Below are 14,852 nucleotides of genomic sequence, written 5' to 3' on the forward strand. Positions count from 1 at the left end.
CCGTCGACGAAGCGATTTGCGCATATCATAGCCGATGATGGACCTGGCGGGGCGCTGCCGCTGGCAGCCGAAGTTTTGAGGCCTATCTCGTATAGCGTACGTCGGAGAAACGCCCCCGGTGCCGAACCATCCGTCCTCGACGCTGCAGCGCCCGCCGGAGGCTCTGATCCGACGCTTCCACCTGGGCCAGGTCGGCAACGACACGGTCAGGACCTTTCTGACCAAGGGCTATTCCCTGGCGATCTGCTGTCGCGAATGTCCGCGACTGATCGAGTGGACGCCCGAGGATCTGCTGGAAAAGTTCGAGCATCGCGTGGACGTCAAGATCGCCGATATCGCCGCGCGGCTGTCCTGCACGGGCGTAGAAGGGTGCGGGTCAAAAGACGTCGCGGTCTTTCCCCACCTCTTCGACGGCGCGTGGTCCTGGACGCCGCCGGACCGCTAAAGCCGATCAGGCCGGCACGACGTCGTCGCTCTTGCCGCCGGTGGCCACCACCTTCAGCCGATCGGGCAGGGGCCGCTGCAGCTGGGCGACCTCAGTCCAGGGGGCGTCGCTCATCCATAGGTCCCATTCCTCCGGCTCGGTCAGGATCACCGGCATGGCCTTGGCGTGGTAGGTCTTCACCGGCTCGGCCGACTCCGTTGTCAGGAAGCCGTAGGCGACGATTTCCTCCCAGCCCTTGCTCTTCATCCGCACGCAGGCGTGCGGCGTCCAGATGCCGGCGAAGAAGGCGATCGGGCGGCTGTCATCCAACGCGAACCAGATGTTCTTGCGCGTCCTCTCGTGGTCTTGGTCCGGTTCGGCGAAGGACGTGAAGGGCACCAGACACCGGTTGCCCGCGCCTAGCCAGGGCGCCCAATGGGTGTTGATCCTGCCCGTCTTCTGGCTGACCGTGTTGCGCACGTTCGTGGTGCCCTTGTCCGGCTCCATCTTCAGTAGTTCGTCGAAATCGAACTCCGTGCCCTTGGCGCGCAGCTTGTCAGCCCGCTCCGTCGCGGCCTCGAACAGGGCCTGTTTCGATGACGGCATGCCCCAGCGCGCATCGCGCATAATCCTCTGGCCTTCCTGGCCGCGGGTGATGATCGGCGCGGCGTAGTCAGGGTAAATCCCCGGCATCGGCGGCTGGTTGTTGTTGAGGTCGCTCATAGCGCGCGCCAGGGCGGCGACTTCCGCCCGCGCCTTCATGAGGGCGTAGAGATTGCAGATGTGGACGGCCCCCCGCTTGCAGTGAACGCGTAGACTATCTGACCTAATCGCTTGCTATCAGATGTCCGGCCTGTTTGCGCGAGGAAACCTCGCTGGCCAAGATGGTGTTCGCTACTCGCGCTCCAAACACATTGGCGACATCTGGGTGCCAGTGCAATCTTCGGAATGTCGCGCGTACCGACCGATCGGTCATTTCCATCTATGCGTTCGTGCAAGTCTCCTGGGCGGTCCGGGTGCAGCCTCGTTGGCTTCCGGGCGCCGGTCTCAGATCAGGTCGGGTTCAGCGCTGCGGGTCGGGTGTATACTCCGCCCGACACCATCAGCCGCCAAGCGATCCTGGCGAACTTGTTGGCCATCGCTACCGCGACCAGCTTGGGCGGCTTCCGCTCCATGAGCTTGGCCAGCCATGGCGATGGCTTCGTATGCCCGAGGCGCACATGGCGCAGCAGCGCTGTGGCCCCGACGATCAGCGTTGACCGGATCGATGGATCTCCGGCCTTGGTGATCCCGCCGAGCCTTGATCGACCGCCCGTCGAATGGTCTCGCGGCGTGAGACCCAGCCAGGCCGCGAAGTCGCGCCCCGAGCCGAAGGTCTCCGCCGGAGGCGCTTTCATGCTCAGCATCGTCGAGCCGATAGGACCGACGCCGGGAATGGTCGCGATGCGCCGGCTCAGCTCGTCGGCGCGGTGCCACTTCATCAGCTTCGCGTCGATCTCCGCCAGGCGCGCCTCGACCGCGGCGTACTCCTTCGCCTGGAAGTGGAACAGCTCGCGGGCCAGTTCCGGCAGCGTGTCATCTTCGAGGACGCGCGCGATCAGACCGTTGACGTTCTGCCGGCCCGAGGGGCCCACGATCCCGAACTCCGCCGCATAGCTCCGGAAAGCGTTGCTGAGCTGCGACTTCACCATGACCAGGCGCTCGCGCACGGTCATCAACATGCAGGCCGCCTGACGCTCCTTGGACTTTACAGGCACGAAGCGCATCGTCGGCCTGGTGACGGCCTCGCAGAGCGCTTCGGCGTCGGCCGCGTCATTCTTCCCGCGCTTGACGTACGGCTTCACGTACTGCGGCGGGATCAGCTTCACCTCGTGGCCGAACGACTCCAGGAGCCGCGCCCAATGGTGGGAACTGCCGCAGGACTCGATGGCGACAAGAGCCGGCGGAAGCTTTTCGAAGTAGCGGATCATGTCGGCGCGCCGGAGTTGGCGTCGCAGAACTACAACCTCGTTCTCATCAACTCCGTGGAGCTGGAACACGGACTTAGCCGTGTCCATGCCGATACGCACTGGTGTAACCATGTTGCTCTCCTCTCGACTGGCTTGTTGACGCTAAGCGCCATCAAACCGTTGGGATGAGAGGCCGTCCACACCAACACATCCTCGAATGTCCCTGCCGGCCGATCCATTGAAGCTAGCGGTCAGGCGACCAGGTGCAAGGCCGTCTTCAATCGGCCTTCAACCACACGCGCGCATGCCACCAGCCCAGCGGGGCGCATTCCGGGTCGCCCAGGCCGTCGAAGAACATCTCGACGTGCTGGGCGCGGGGATGGTCGACCAGCGCCTGGCAGGGCGCGCCCTGGCCATGCAGTTCCACCTCCGGCGGCCGGTCAGGGCGCTCTTCGTCGAGCGGGGGGACGGTGTCCAGGGCGCTGTCCAGCCAGACGACCAGGCCGCCATCGCGGCCGGCGTCGACGTGGCGGACGGCGGGCAGGGTTTCAAGGTAGCCGGGCTCGCCAAGGACGCCGTCGATCTCCACGGCGGTCAGCGGCTCAGCGGTGACGGGATGGGCGTGGTTCATGAGAACGAATATAGAACATTGGTGGACGGAGTCGAGGCGCCATGACGCCGCGGGTGGAATGGGCCAAGGTTGCGGCGTAGCGCTTCGACACGCTGGGCGCTTTTAAGGTTCGAGGACAGGGCACGGTGAGGAATCTGGACGCAGCGATCAGGGCCGTTCAGCCTGGCGACTGGGCGACTTGGCTGACGTTCTTCGTGGCTGTGGTCGCGCTGGTGTTTTCCGTCCTGGCGTGGCGGACCTCGGCCAAAGCCCAGCGGTTGGCTGAACGGCAGGAGGCGCGGCGGACGCCGAAGCTGGAGGTCCGCTTGCTGGAATCCTTCCACCGCGACCTCGGCGAGGAGGGCAAGCTCTTCGCCTTCAAGGTCCAGATCGCCAATCCGACAGACACCGGAAACTCAGTCTCGCTGCTCGAACTAGCTATCCGCTACCGTCGCGATCTTCCGATGTCGCTGCGTCTGCCGGCGATCGCCTACCGCGATTTTGGCGAGGGCCACGGCCTTTCAACACCCTTTCGCATCGATGCACACCAAGTCGAGTCAGGATGGTGCTACTTCCTGGCCGCTCCGAAGCTTCTCGCGGGCTCCGTCACCGACGGCTACGAGGTGATCGCCAGCGATACTCACCAACAGGCGACGGGCGTCGAGGTGTTGGTGATGTCGGAGCGCCGAGCATGAGCATCTTCAAGCCGGCAATTTTCCGGCTCAACCATGATCATGAGCGGCTGGTGGCCCCCATTGTCGCTGACGGCGCCATCGGGACGGGCGGGATCGGGGACGGCCGCATCATCCCTCTCGTCATCCTCGACACGTCGCAACGATCCGACATTGACGCGGCGATCGAGGCGCAAGCCTCCGTCCACCAAGGTGACGTCAAGGTTCAGTGGGGGCAGCTGCCGGGCCACGACCATACGGTCGCGCTCTATCTAACACTCCAGCGGCCAGCTGAGGCCTTTGTCATCGTCGAGTTCGACCTCACCAAGAACCAGGGTGTCCTGGTGGAGAATATTCTCGCAAGCCGGGGTCTCTATATCCAAGCCGGGCGACCAGGGGATCGCCTGAAGCACGATGTGAATCGGCCGAAGCTCCTGGCCGAGGTCCCGGACACCGGGTTTCGGCCAGCGTGGGATCGGCTCTACTTCGACTATACGGTCAAGGCATTCCGAGCACGCGGGCTGCCTCGTCCTGCCGCCAAGCAAGCGGCGCGGGCAGCGATCAGGGAGATTCGCAAGATCGTTTCGATCCGCCCAGCCTTCGCGACGAGCGAGGACTAACGACGCCAGGGCTACGGCAAGGAAGACTAGCGCTTCCGGCGAAAGGCCCAGACAAGCTTGGCTAAGGCGGACGCAAGCGCAGCCAGGGCCAGAATGACCGCCGGATTGAAGAGGGCGTCCGTCAATCCAGGCTCTCCGTCTCCCAGGTTCCGGTCACCTCTCGACGGTCGAGGATAAGCAGCTTGCGCGTTTGGATCCCAGGATCGACGGCGAGATGACCTGCGGCGATGACAGCGTAGCGCTGTGGGTCGCGCTCGGGTTCATGAAGCACGCCGCAGACGAGCGCGATGCCAGCGCGACGCAGGAGGGCGATCTGGTTGGTGATCGCTTGATAGAGAGGGCGAACGCCGCCCAGTCGCGATCTTGGCGCCAGCGTCGGGAGGGCTAGCCGTACAGTCAGTTCGGACAAGAGTTCGAACAGCTTGAGCAACTGAGGCTGGTCGTTAGGGCAGTCGCCGATCGGCGCAAACACAAGGTGCATGCATCGCGCGATGCGCCGAAACTGCAGTTGCTTGGCAAACGGTTCGACCGAAACGAAAACCGTGTGCCCGTCGTACTGCTGCGCTACTTCTTCCTGCGTCAGCGGGGTTCGCGGCGCGGTGTAGTAGCCGGGCGGATAGCCGAACGCGGCGCCGACCTTCTCCATCAAGGCCGGCTGAACGGGCTCGCCGCGCTCGATGCGCTCGATGGTCGACAGCGACACATCAGCCAAGCTGGCTAAGGTGCTTTGCTTCCACCCGTGCAGCTTGCGACGGACATGAACATTGAACGCGATGATCTCGACTGGCGGCAAAGTCGCCTTGCCAGGTTCTGGGCGCGGTAAAGCAACAAGCCGGTCGTATAGTGAAGCGGGCATGGGGTGATCCTTTCGCCAGCCTATATCGACTGACCGCGCCTGCCAAAGGAGGGCTGTTCGTCCTTCAGTCGCTGTCGGCCGCGATCGAGGTGGGGCCGTTGTCGGCGGCTGCTTTGCCATCGTCACGCATTGCTGGGTGAGCCGTGGGGCGACTTGGGGTAGTCTCGAGGAATGATCGGTAGAGACCCCTCCCTCGACGCCTGGGCCATCGAGCAGCTTCAGGAAACTCAGGCGCGATCCGAACACGAAGTGCATGGCCTCGGCCTGCCGGACGGCGATCCTTGGCCGGGCGCTGGCGCCGTTCGGATTGAGTGCGAGGACAACCGGCAGGGAAGGCGAGAGCTGTTTCTGTCGGCCCGCCCCGTTCGCCTGGGACAGGTCGAGCTAATCCTTGACTTGAAGACGCAGGCGCCAGGGCGCGACCGACCTCACGGCAAAATCGTCAACATGGCTCTCTCACCCGACGCCCTGCGGGATTTCGCGCAAATGCTGCTCGACGCTGCTGACGAGGCCGAGCGCAACAAGCCCCGACCGAGGCCTGTTCGCTAGTCGTCTGGATCTGTCCAGGGCTTGAGAAGCGCGACCGCGGCGTGGACCGACTTGGCTTTGATGTGAGTGTAGCGGCGCAGCATCTTCCAGTCCTTGTGGCCGGTAATGAGGGCGACCTGTTCGATCTTCAGGCCGGCTTCGAACAGGCGGCTGGTCGCCTCGTGACGGGTGTCGTGGAAATGCAGGTCGTCGATCTTTAGCTTGGCGACCGTCCGCGTGAAGGCCGCGCTGATCGCCTCCGACGTATAGGGGAAGATGCGGTCGTCGAAGTTCGATCGGATGGCGCGCTGCTCCTCGATCAAGGCTAGCGGGTCGTAGCCGGTGATGCTGACCAGCGGGATACGCTGGTCGTTGCCGTACTTGTCGCGCGGGTCCTTACGATCGCGAATAATGATGGTCTTGGCCCGGAGGTCGAGATCGCTCCAGGTGATGCGGCAGATCTCGTCCTGGCGCATGGCGGTACCGATCGCGAACTGGATGATCCGCGTCATCGGGTTCTTCTGCCAGGGGTTCTCGTCGAACGCCTTGAAGATCAGGTCCAGCTCTTCCTGGGTCGGTCGTCGGTCGCGTTCCTGACTCTTTCCGATCAGGCCCAGATGCTTGAGGGCCAGACGTCCCAGCTCGATCGGCTCGATCTTAGTGTCGATCTCATGGACGGCCGAGGCATGGGCGAAGACCAACTTGATCCAGCCAACATACATGCCGATCGTCACAGGGCCGGTGCCGCCGCGCGCCCGGGTGCGGCCGAACTCGATGATGAACTGCCGATCGATCTTGGCGTAGGCGGTCTTTCCGATGGTGCGGCGCAGGTGAAGCAGCGCCTCCAGCTTCGTCCGCCCGATCGGCTTTTTCGCGGCCGCCAGATCGTCGATGTGCAGATCGATCAGGTGGGCCAGCGACGTCTTGCTAGCGATGTAGGTCTTCATCGGGGCCAAGCCCCGATCGATCGCGCTCTCCTGGGCCGTGGCCCAACGCCGCGCGTCCTCGCGCAGTTTGAACGTCTCGCTTATATAGCGGCCCTTCCGACGGATGATCGCTCGCCAGGCGCCGGAGGGCAAATTCACAAAGGTCGCCATTTTCGTGTACGCCATGTGTACAGTGAAATGTCGGAACATAGAGAAAACCTGGGTACATTTGGGTACAAGCTTCGGTTTTCGGTATCTCCTAACACATTGAATATACGACAAAAATGACGCGATTTGAACCCCATAGATTTTCTGTTGCGCCCATGATGGACTGGACGGACCGGCACTGCCGGTCGCTGCATCGCGTTCTGTCCAGCCGCGCGCTGCTCTACAGCGAGATGGTGACCAGCGGGGCGGTGGTCCATGGCGATCGCGAGAAGCTGCTGGGCTTCGACGCCGGTCAGCATCCGGTGGCGCTGCAACTGGGCGGGTCCGACCCGGCCGAGTTGGCCCTAGCCGCGCGGATCGGCGAGGACTGGGGCTATGACGAGATCAATCTGAACGTCGGCTGCCCTTCGGACCGCGTGCAGAGCGGCCGTTTCGGCGCCTGCCTGATGCGCGAGCCGGATCTCGTGGCCGAGTGCATGGCCGCCATCAAGGACGCGGTGAAGGTTCCGGCCACCGTGAAGTGCCGGATCGGCGTCGACGACCAGGATCCGGAAGAGAGCCTCTTCACCCTGGTCGACCGCTGCGCCGCCGCGGGGATCGACAGCTTCATCGTCCACGCCCGCAAGGCCTGGCTGCAGGGGCTGTCGCCGAAGGAGAACCGGGACATTCCGCCGCTGGACTACGAACTGGTCTATCGGCTCAAGCGCGAGCGGCCGAACCTGACGATCGCCATCAACGGCGGCGTGCCCAGCGTCGACGCGGCGCTGGAGCACCTGGCGAATGGCGTCGATGGCGTGATGCTGGGCCGCGCTGCCTATCACGAGGCCGGCCTGCTGGGCGAGGTCGATCGGCGGGTGTTCGGCATGGACGTCGCCGACGTCGACAGCTTCGAGGCCGTCGAACGCTATCGGCCCTATCTGGCGCGCGAGCTGGCGGCGGGGACGCACCTGGCGGCCATGACGCGGCACATGCTGGGCCTGTTCCACGGCCTGCCGGGCGCGCGGGCGTGGCGGCGCATCCTGACGGTCGAGGGCGTCAAGACTGGCGCGGGTCTGGATGTCGTGGATCGCGCGCTGGACGCCGTGCGCGCGGCGCTGGCTTCGCGCGAGGAGCGGACCGCCCCGGCGGCGTAAAGCTTACGGGTGCAGGATCAAGGCGTCGGGCGTGGCTTCGAACCGCGACAGGCGACCCAGGTAGCTCATGCCCAGCAGCGAGTTCTCGAGACCCTTTTCGATGACCAGGGCGTCGACGTCGCGGACCTTGGCGCCGGCGATGGCGACGCTGGCCAGCTTGACCGAGGCGGCGCGGGTGCGGCCGTCGGCGGTGATCACATTGTAGTCGTAGGTCAGCTTGCTGGTGTCGATGCCCAGGCGCTGGGCGTCGGCCATGCTGAGCGAGACGGCGGTGGCGCCGGTGTCGACCAGGAAGCGGACGTCGTGACCGTCCACGGCGGCCTTGGCCCAGAAGTGGCCGTCGCTATCCTTGGTGATCTGGGCCGAGCCGCCTTCGGCGTCGCCCAGGGTGGCGGCGGCCGCCGAGGGCGCGCGGAGCTCGGGATGGCGCAGATCGTCCAGCGACACGACGGCCTTGGCCGCGCCAACGGCCGACAGGGCGCCCACCAGAGCGATCGCCGCAAACCTAAACATCGAAGACATCCCGCCTTGTAGGCTCCCAAGACCGCTTCTCGGCCCCCTTCAATCATTAGGAGCCAGGCGTTTTCAAGGCGTGAATCCAGCGGGTGTTTTTCGCGTCGGCGGGCGCCTATTCCGTACGCGCGATCCGATAGGTCTATTATCGGCGATAAGATTACGTGTCGGTAATATATCTTGGACTTTCTGATCTGTATTAATGTATTCGATTTAACTTCATCCCAATTGGGCGCGGGTCTATTCCCTCGGCGAGCTAGTAAACGGCTCGCCGAGGGAACGCACCATGAAAGCGCTTATTGTCACAGCTGCCGCCTTCGCGGCCTTTGCCGGCGTCGCCCAAGCCGGAGTCTCGAACCTGAACTATCTGGAAGCGGCGCGGTGCCGGGGGCTGGCGGCCTCCGAAAACCTCGGCAAGCTCGACACGGCCGCCCTGGACGCTTTCCTGAAGGAGGAGGCCGTCGGGCGCGACATCACGGTTCTCACCTCGGCCAACAACAAGATGCAGTCGGCCTTGAAAGAGGCCAACGCCGCCGACGCCGGGAAGAAGGCGAAGTTGCTGGCCCAACGTGACGGCGCCTGCGCCGCCTACATCGCGGGCGGCAAGTAGGCCTCAGCGGGCCGCGGTCGCCGCCATCAGGGCGATCATCGGGTCGGGGCGATCGGGGAGGGCGGCGGTGATCGCCGCCCGTTCCTCGTCGCTGAATTTGGCCCAGCCGGCGATCTCGGCCAGCGTGCGGCGACACCCCAGGCAATAGCCGCTGGCGCCGTCCACCGCGCACACCTTGACGCAGGGCGTGGCGATCGGGCGGGGCGGTTTGGCTGGCGGCGTGGTCGTCATGGCGCCAAACATCTCCATTCCATCGCTGATCTTCAAGCGGTCAGGGCTTGCTTTGGACGCCGACGAGTTTAAGTCCGCGCCCATGACCGCTTCTCCTTTCGCCGACATCCGCCAGCTCGCCGTCTCGCCGCCCGCGCCGGGACCGTCCCCGACGCTGGAGCAGGGCGGGCGGCTGGCCGAGATCTCGGCCTGGCTCACCGCATGGAGCGGCAAGAGCCCGCCGGCGGTGAACCGTCCGGTCGTGGCCCTGTACGCCGGCGCGCGCCAAGGCGTCGGGCCGCGCGGCTACGCCCGCGATCGCCTGGAAGCCATCGCCTCGGGCGGCGCCACGGTCTCGCGGCTGGCCGGCGTGCAGGGCGCGGGGCTTGAGGCCTTCGACCTCGCCATCGACCGCCCGTCGCCCGACTCCGTCGAGAAGCCCTCGATGAGCGAGAAGGAGGCCGCCGCCACCATGGCTTTCGGCATGGAGGCCCTAGCCAAGCAGCCCGACCTCTTGATCCCCGGCGTGATCGTCGCCGAGCCGGCCCGCACCGCCGCCGCCCTTTGCCTGGCGCTGTTCGGCGGTGAAGCCTCGGACTGGTCGGATAGTCCCGAACCGGTCGCCGCGGCCGTCGCGCGCGCCAAGGCCGAGGGCATGACGGACGACCCGCTCGAAATACTGCGCCAGCTGGGCGGCCGCGAGACGGCCGCCGTCGTCGGGGCGATCCTGGCCGCTCGCACCCAGAAGGTGCCTGTCCTGCTGGACGGCTATGCCGCCTGCGCCGCCGCCGCCATCGTCCGCGCCATCGAGCCCTCCGCGATCGACCATTGCCTGGCCGCCCATGTCAGCCCGGCCAAGGGCCACGCCAAGCTGCTCGAAATCCTCGACAAGCGGCCGCTTCTGGCGCTCGATACGTTTGATGAGGAAGGGGTCGGCGGCGCCTCGGCCCTGGCCCTCGTCAAGCTCGCCTGCGAGGTCCGCTAGCCGCCGAAGCGGCGTCCCAAGTGAACGCGGATCATGTTTGCTTCCGTTGACGCTAACGTCATCTTTCCAAACGGTCGTTCGACCGATATCGTGGCGCTCGAAACGCAATAACGGCCTCCCGTAGAGAGGCCGATTGGAACGGGAGCTGGCCATGAATCTCGACTTCTCGCCCGAGGACCTCGCCTTCCGCGACGAGGTCCGCGCCTTCATCGCCGAGAACTATCCGGCGGGCCTGCGCGAAAAGCAGGAGGAGGGCGAGGAAATGGCCAAGGAGGACTTCCTGGCCTGGCATCGCATCCTCGCCAAGAAGGGCTGGGTCGCCCCGGCCTGGCCGACCCAGTACGGCGGTCCGGGCTGGACCTCGGTGCAGCGCTACATCTGGTCGGAAGAGACCGCCCGCGCCGACTGCGTGCCGATCCTGCCGTTCGGCATCAACATGGTCGGCCCGGTGATCTACACCTTCGGCACGCCCGAGCAGAAAGAGCGCTTCCTGCCGCCGACCCTGACCGGCGACATCTGGTGGAGCCAGGGCTATTCCGAGCCGGGCGCCGGTTCGGACCTCGCCAGCCTGAAGACCAAGGCCGAACGCTTCACCGGCGACGACGGCAAGGAGTACTACCTGGTCAACGGCCAGAAGACCTGGACCACCCTGGCCCAGCACGGCGACTGGATCTTCTGCCTGGTCCGCACCGACCCCAACGCCAAGATCCAGGAAGGCATTTCGTTCCTGCTGATCGACATGAAGTCGCCGGGCGTGACCGTGCGCCCGATCATCACCCTGGGCGGCGAGCACGAGGTCAACGAGGTCTGGTTCGAGAACGTCAAGGTGCCGGTCGAGAACCGCATCTACGAGGAGAACAAGGGCTGGACCTGCGCCAAGTTCCTGCTGGCCCACGAGCGCTCCGGCATCGCCGGCGTCGCCCGCTCCAAGCGCGGCATCGAGCGCATCCGCCAGATCGCCTCGACCGAGCTCTCCGATGACGGCTCGGCCCTGATCAAGGATCCGATGTTCAAGCGCAAGGTCGCCGAACTGGAGATCGACCTGACGGCGCTGGAATACACCGAACTGCGCACCCTGGCGGGCGAGGCCGCCGGCAAGGGGCCTGGTCCGGAATCCAGCTTGCTGAAGATCAAGGGCACCGAGATCCAGCAGCGGATCACCGAGCTGGTGCTGGAGGCCGCCGGCCACTACGGCGCGCCGTACTTCCGCGGCTTCCCGACCGACGGCGACAACGCCCACCCGATCGGCCCCGACTTCGCCCACCGCGCCGCCCCGACCTATTTCAACGTCCGCAAGACGTCGATCTACGGCGGCTCCAACGAGATCCAGCGCAACATCATCGCCAAGATGGTGCTGGGACTCTAGCGCACGCGACCATCGCCCGGGCCGTCGAGCGGTCCGGGCCTTCGCCTTCTCACGATTTCAACGACCCGAGCTGAAGCCGGGCGACAGAAGAACGGAAACCCAGGGATGGATTTCAACTTCACCGAAGAACAGTCGATGCTCCGCGACACGGTCGCGAGCTTCCTGCAGGACAAGTACGACTTCGACACCCGCCGCAAGATCGTCAGCTCGGACAGCGGCTGGCGCGCCGACTACTGGAAGGCCTTCGCCGAGGAGCTGGGCATCCTGGGCGCGCCGTTCTCGGAAGAGCTGGGCGGCCTGGGCGGCGGCGCCGTCGACAATATGATTGTCATGGAAGAGTTCGGTAAGGCTCTGGTCATCGAGCCCTATCTGGGCACCGTGGTGATCGGCGGCGGCTTCCTGAAGCACTCGGGCTACGCCAGCGCCGCCTCGGTGATCGAAGGGATCATCGGCGGGACCACCACCATCGCCTTCGCCTATGGCGAGCCTCAGGCCCGCTATACCTGGCGCGACCTGAAGACGACGGCCAAGAAGGACGGTTCGGGGTGGGTCCTGAACGGCCACAAGGCCGTGGTGATCGGCGCGCCGTTCGCCACCCACCTGATCGTCACCGCCCGCACCGGCGGCGCCCAGCGCGACGCCGGCGGCGTTGGCGTGTTCCTGATCGACAAGAGCCTGCCGGGCGTCGTCACCCGCGACTATCCGACCGTCGACGGCAACCGCGCCTCGGAAGTCTATTTCGAGAACGTCTCGGTTCCGGCCGACGCCCTGATCGCCGAGGACGGCCTGGCCTTGGTCGACAAGGTGATCGACGAGGCCACCGCCGCCGTCGGCGCCGAGGCCGTGGGCGTGCTGCGCAAGCTGCACGAGGGCACGCTGGACTACGCCAAGCAGCGCAAGCAGTTCGGCACGGCCATCGCCAACTTCCAGGTGCTGCAGCACCGGATGGTCGACATGTTCATCGAGGTCGAGCAGTCGGTGTCGATGACCTACATGGCCACCATCAAGCTCGAGGAAGAGGCCGCCGAGCGCGCCAAGGCCGTGTCGGCCATGAAGGTCCGCATCGGCCGGGCCTGCAAGTTCGTGGGCCAGAACGCCATCCAGATCCACGGCGGCATGGGCATGACCGACGAACTGGCCATCGGCCACTACTTCAAGCGCGCCACGATGATCGAGGGGCTGTTCGGCTCGGTCGACCACCATCTGAAGCGCTACGAGTCGCTGTCGTTCGACGCGGCGGCCTGACGAACGCCGTTCGGCGTACGGATCAATAGGCCAGAATGGAGAGGCCGCCTGCGTCACGCCGACGCAGGCGGCTTTTTTGTTCGGCCGTCGCGCCCGGCGCGCCCAACTCCGCGCCGCCGTCCGTTCAACCCCTTGAAGCACGCGCAAGGAGGCAGGCGGATGACCGGCGAAGAGATCCACATGACGGCTGAAGCGGTCGCCCTGGTCGAGGCCAACGCCCGCCTGCTGATCGACCAGGCGCGCGAGGCCAAGCTGTCGGCGGCCCGGTTCGAGGCGGCGTTGGCCCTGGTGGTCGGCGTGGTCGCCAATGATCCCGACCTGCAGGGAAGCGCCATCCTGCAACGGATAGCGGGTCAGATCCGCCTTTGCGCCGACCTGCCGGACCTGGCGGCCGAGACGATCGGCTGCGACGAGGAGCGGGTCAGTCCCGCCATCCTGCGCGCGGCCGCCGAGGTTCTGGGCGACGTCGAGGAGGCCAAGCGCGCTGCCGCGGCCGATGGCGCGCCCGTGACGCTGCACTAGGGTTTGGGCCGTATGCGGACAAAACCGTTCCCGCCGCGCCCTTGGGTTCATCGGTCGGCGGAGGTCGCGTTCCGCGCGCTTTGTCGCGTTGCCGGCGTGGGGAAGGCGCGCAAACTGAGCCTCGACGCGCTGACGACTAGGAGGGGACCGCCCCTGTAAGCCGCGCGCGTCTCCTGGTCCTAAAGGTCAATCTGGGAGACGCCGCCATGACCGTATCGAAGATGAACCACGCCATGTTCTCGTTCGCCTTGATGGGCGGGATGCTGGTGGGAGGTCGGTCCAATCCGAAGCCCGCCAAGTCGTCCGCCAAGTCGGAACGAAAGTAAGCTTTCCAGTCGCTTCAGGGTCCCACGCCCTCAAACAAGAAGGCCTCCGTCGTTTTCGGCGGAGGCCTTTGTCGTGTTCGGTTTAGCCCTTGGGCTTGGCCGCCGTGTTGCAATCGGCGAGGGCGGCGTCCTCGAGCGGCTCGCCGCGATAGTTGAAGGCGGTCAGTTCGCCCAGCTGGCCGGCCAGCTTGCGGCAGGCGCGCGCCACGGGCAGGGCCCGGACCTTGGTCGTGGTGCAGAGTTCGCCCGTGCAGCGCCAGACCGAACCGTCCTGGATGAATTGCGCGGTGGTGGCGGGCGTCTTCAGTTTCAGCCAGGCGCCTTCATTGTCGGCGGCGAAGGCGGAGCTGGCCGACAGGCCAGCGACAAGAGCGCAGGCCATCAGGCCCGCGTGAACAGCGGTACGCATTCCTTTAGTCTCCTATCCCCGCGCCGGATGGGAGTTCCGGCGCACGAGCACACGCGGTCCATGTTGACCGTAGGCCCATGGGCATAGTGCGTCTTTTTTGGAAACTAAGTCAACCGCCGAAGCGTGGCCGGCTCGCCGACGCTGTCGATTTCGCCATCCCAGGTCAGCAGGGCGGGGGTGACGTCCTCGGCCCTCTCGACCGCGCGCCAGGCGTTCAGCAGGCTGGGCGGGGTGAGGCCCAGATCGACGGTGTGTCTGATCAGGGCGAAGAAGGGGTCCCAGAAGCCGCCGGGGTTATGGAACACGATCGGCTTCTGGTGAAGATCTAAACGGCGCCAAGATAGCAATTCGACGATTTCTTCCAGCGTGCCGATGCCGCCGGGCAACACGACGAAGGCGTCCGAGCGCTCGAACATCAACATCTTGCGCTCGTGCATGGTCTCGACGACCACGGTCTCGACGTCGTCGAACGGTTGCTCGCGGCCACGCAGGAAGCTTGGGATGATGCCCAGCACCGCGCCGCCGGCCGAGTGCGCGCCGCGGGCGGCCGCGCCCATCAGCCCGACGCCGCCGCCGCCATAGACCAGCTTCAGGCCGGCCTTGGCGAAGCTCGCGCCGATCGCGTGGGCGTCGGTCAGGTAGCTGGGATCGACGGTGTTGGACGATCCGCAATAGACGCAGACCGAGCCCAGACGGCTAGACTCGTTGGGCATCGTCGTCCACTCCACACACAAGACGAAAGGCGCGCGGGCTCGCGCGCCTTCGAACCGTTCCTATTTGA

Annotated in this window: 20 protein-coding genes; 11 read left to right on the plus strand and 9 right to left on the minus strand. The window is 65.6% G+C overall.

Annotated elements, in window-relative coordinates:
• The first annotated feature begins 118 nt into the window (after nucleotides 1-118).
• Nucleotides 119-445, plus strand: a complete 327-nt coding sequence (locus tag CSW60_RS21140; protein ID WP_004620283.1) for a hypothetical protein — start codon at nucleotides 119-121, stop codon at nucleotides 443-445.
• A 6-nt stretch (nucleotides 446-451) separates the two neighbouring features.
• On the opposite strand, the gene CSW60_RS21145 is transcribed toward CSW60_RS21140, so the two are convergent.
• From CSW60_RS21145 to CSW60_RS21155, 3 genes are all read right to left on the minus strand, one after another.
• A complete protein-coding gene (locus CSW60_RS21145) occupies nucleotides 452-1,255 on the minus strand; it encodes an SOS response-associated peptidase family protein (RefSeq protein ID WP_369801045.1) in 804 nt (267 codons plus the stop codon).
• Between the two features lie 221 nt (nucleotides 1,256-1,476).
• Entirely contained in the window at nucleotides 1,477-2,505 is a 1,029-nt protein-coding gene (locus CSW60_RS21150) for an IS110 family transposase (RefSeq protein ID WP_099539020.1), read from the minus strand.
• A 145-nt stretch (nucleotides 2,506-2,650) separates the two neighbouring features.
• Nucleotides 2,651-3,004, minus strand: coding sequence for a hypothetical protein (locus CSW60_RS21155; RefSeq protein ID WP_004620279.1), 354 nt, complete (start codon nucleotides 3,002-3,004; stop codon nucleotides 2,651-2,653).
• A 125-nt stretch (nucleotides 3,005-3,129) separates the two neighbouring features.
• Here CSW60_RS21155 and CSW60_RS21160 point away from each other — a divergent pair, with 125 nt between their 5' ends.
• Nucleotides 3,130-3,678: a hypothetical protein gene (locus CSW60_RS21160; RefSeq protein WP_004620277.1), complete on the plus strand. Its 549-nt coding sequence runs from the start codon at nucleotides 3,130-3,132 to the stop codon at nucleotides 3,676-3,678.
• Nucleotides 3,675-4,274: a hypothetical protein gene (locus tag CSW60_RS21165; protein ID WP_004620275.1), complete on the plus strand. Its 600-nt coding sequence runs from the start codon at nucleotides 3,675-3,677 to the stop codon at nucleotides 4,272-4,274. Before CSW60_RS21160 ends, CSW60_RS21165 begins: the two co-directional genes overlap by 4 nt.
• A 121-nt stretch (nucleotides 4,275-4,395) precedes the next feature.
• On the opposite strand, the gene CSW60_RS21170 is transcribed toward CSW60_RS21165, so the two are convergent.
• Nucleotides 4,396-5,130 carry a helix-turn-helix domain-containing protein gene (locus CSW60_RS21170; RefSeq protein ID WP_131368823.1) on the minus strand — a complete coding sequence of 245 codons (735 nt, stop codon included), beginning with the start codon at nucleotides 5,128-5,130 and terminating at the stop codon, nucleotides 4,396-4,398.
• A gap of 171 nt (nucleotides 5,131-5,301) precedes the next feature.
• Here CSW60_RS21170 and CSW60_RS21175 point away from each other — a divergent pair, with 171 nt between their 5' ends.
• Nucleotides 5,302-5,679 (plus strand): hypothetical protein, encoded by a 378-nt coding sequence (locus CSW60_RS21175; protein ID WP_099539021.1) that lies wholly within the window; start codon nucleotides 5,302-5,304, stop codon nucleotides 5,677-5,679.
• Here CSW60_RS21175 and CSW60_RS21180 read toward each other — a convergent pair.
• Entirely contained in the window at nucleotides 5,676-6,743 is a 1,068-nt protein-coding gene (locus CSW60_RS21180) for a site-specific integrase (protein WP_235046578.1), read from the minus strand. The genes CSW60_RS21175 and CSW60_RS21180 overlap by 4 nt on opposite strands.
• A gap of 125 nt (nucleotides 6,744-6,868) precedes the next feature.
• Between CSW60_RS21180 and dusA the strand changes: the two genes are divergently transcribed.
• Nucleotides 6,869-7,885 carry a tRNA dihydrouridine(20/20a) synthase DusA gene (gene dusA / locus CSW60_RS21185; RefSeq protein WP_099539022.1) on the plus strand — a complete coding sequence of 339 codons (1,017 nt, stop codon included), beginning with the start codon at nucleotides 6,869-6,871 and terminating at the stop codon, nucleotides 7,883-7,885.
• A gap of 3 nt (nucleotides 7,886-7,888) precedes the next feature.
• Here dusA and CSW60_RS21190 read toward each other — a convergent pair whose 3' ends face one another.
• Nucleotides 7,889-8,407, minus strand: a complete 519-nt coding sequence (locus tag CSW60_RS21190; RefSeq protein WP_099539023.1) for a TIGR02281 family clan AA aspartic protease — start codon at nucleotides 8,405-8,407, stop codon at nucleotides 7,889-7,891.
• A gap of 277 nt (nucleotides 8,408-8,684) precedes the next feature.
• Here CSW60_RS21190 and CSW60_RS21195 point away from each other — a divergent pair, with 277 nt between their 5' ends.
• A complete protein-coding gene (locus CSW60_RS21195; RefSeq protein ID WP_099539024.1) occupies nucleotides 8,685-9,008 on the plus strand; it encodes a hypothetical protein in 324 nt (107 codons plus the stop codon).
• Nucleotides 9,009-9,011: 3 nt separating this feature from the next.
• Here CSW60_RS21195 and CSW60_RS21200 read toward each other — a convergent pair whose 3' ends face one another.
• The gene (locus tag CSW60_RS21200) at nucleotides 9,012-9,239 is read right to left on the minus strand and encodes a DUF1289 domain-containing protein (protein ID WP_099539207.1); all 228 of its coding nucleotides are present in this window, start codon (nucleotides 9,237-9,239) and stop codon (nucleotides 9,012-9,014) included.
• 82 nt (nucleotides 9,240-9,321) lie between these two features.
• On the opposite strand from CSW60_RS21200, the gene CSW60_RS21205 reads away from it, so the two are divergent.
• The 5 genes from CSW60_RS21205 to CSW60_RS23310 all read left to right on the plus strand — a co-directional run bounded on the left by CSW60_RS21205 (nucleotide 9,322) and on the right by CSW60_RS23310 (nucleotide 13,662).
• Nucleotides 9,322-10,203, plus strand: a complete 882-nt coding sequence (locus CSW60_RS21205) for a nicotinate-nucleotide--dimethylbenzimidazole phosphoribosyltransferase (RefSeq protein WP_099539208.1) — start codon at nucleotides 9,322-9,324, stop codon at nucleotides 10,201-10,203.
• A 151-nt stretch (nucleotides 10,204-10,354) separates the two neighbouring features.
• Entirely contained in the window at nucleotides 10,355-11,569 is a 1,215-nt protein-coding gene (locus CSW60_RS21210; RefSeq protein ID WP_099539025.1) for an acyl-CoA dehydrogenase family protein, read from the plus strand.
• 105 nt (nucleotides 11,570-11,674) lie between these two features.
• Nucleotides 11,675-12,814: an acyl-CoA dehydrogenase family protein gene (locus CSW60_RS21215; protein ID WP_099539026.1), complete on the plus strand. Its 1,140-nt coding sequence runs from the start codon at nucleotides 11,675-11,677 to the stop codon at nucleotides 12,812-12,814.
• A 159-nt stretch (nucleotides 12,815-12,973) separates the two neighbouring features.
• Entirely contained in the window at nucleotides 12,974-13,336 is a 363-nt protein-coding gene (locus CSW60_RS21220) for a hypothetical protein (RefSeq protein ID WP_099539027.1), read from the plus strand.
• Between the two features lie 191 nt (nucleotides 13,337-13,527).
• Nucleotides 13,528-13,662 carry a hypothetical protein gene (locus tag CSW60_RS23310; RefSeq protein WP_143324235.1) on the plus strand — a complete coding sequence of 45 codons (135 nt, stop codon included), beginning with the start codon at nucleotides 13,528-13,530 and terminating at the stop codon, nucleotides 13,660-13,662.
• Between the two features lie 82 nt (nucleotides 13,663-13,744).
• Here the strand turns inward: CSW60_RS23310 and CSW60_RS21225 are convergent, their stop codons facing one another.
• On the minus strand, nucleotides 13,745-14,071 hold the full coding sequence (locus CSW60_RS21225) for a hypothetical protein (protein ID WP_099539028.1): 327 nt from the start codon (nucleotides 14,069-14,071) through the stop codon (nucleotides 13,745-13,747).
• A 104-nt stretch (nucleotides 14,072-14,175) separates the two neighbouring features.
• Nucleotides 14,176-14,784 (minus strand): TIGR00730 family Rossman fold protein, encoded by a 609-nt coding sequence (locus CSW60_RS21230; protein WP_099539029.1) that lies wholly within the window; start codon nucleotides 14,782-14,784, stop codon nucleotides 14,176-14,178.
• Between the last annotated feature and the right edge of the window lie 68 nt (nucleotides 14,785-14,852).

Origin of the sequence: Caulobacter sp. X (assembly GCF_002742635.1) — a bacterium.
Classification (GTDB): domain Bacteria; phylum Pseudomonadota; class Alphaproteobacteria; order Caulobacterales; family Caulobacteraceae; genus Caulobacter.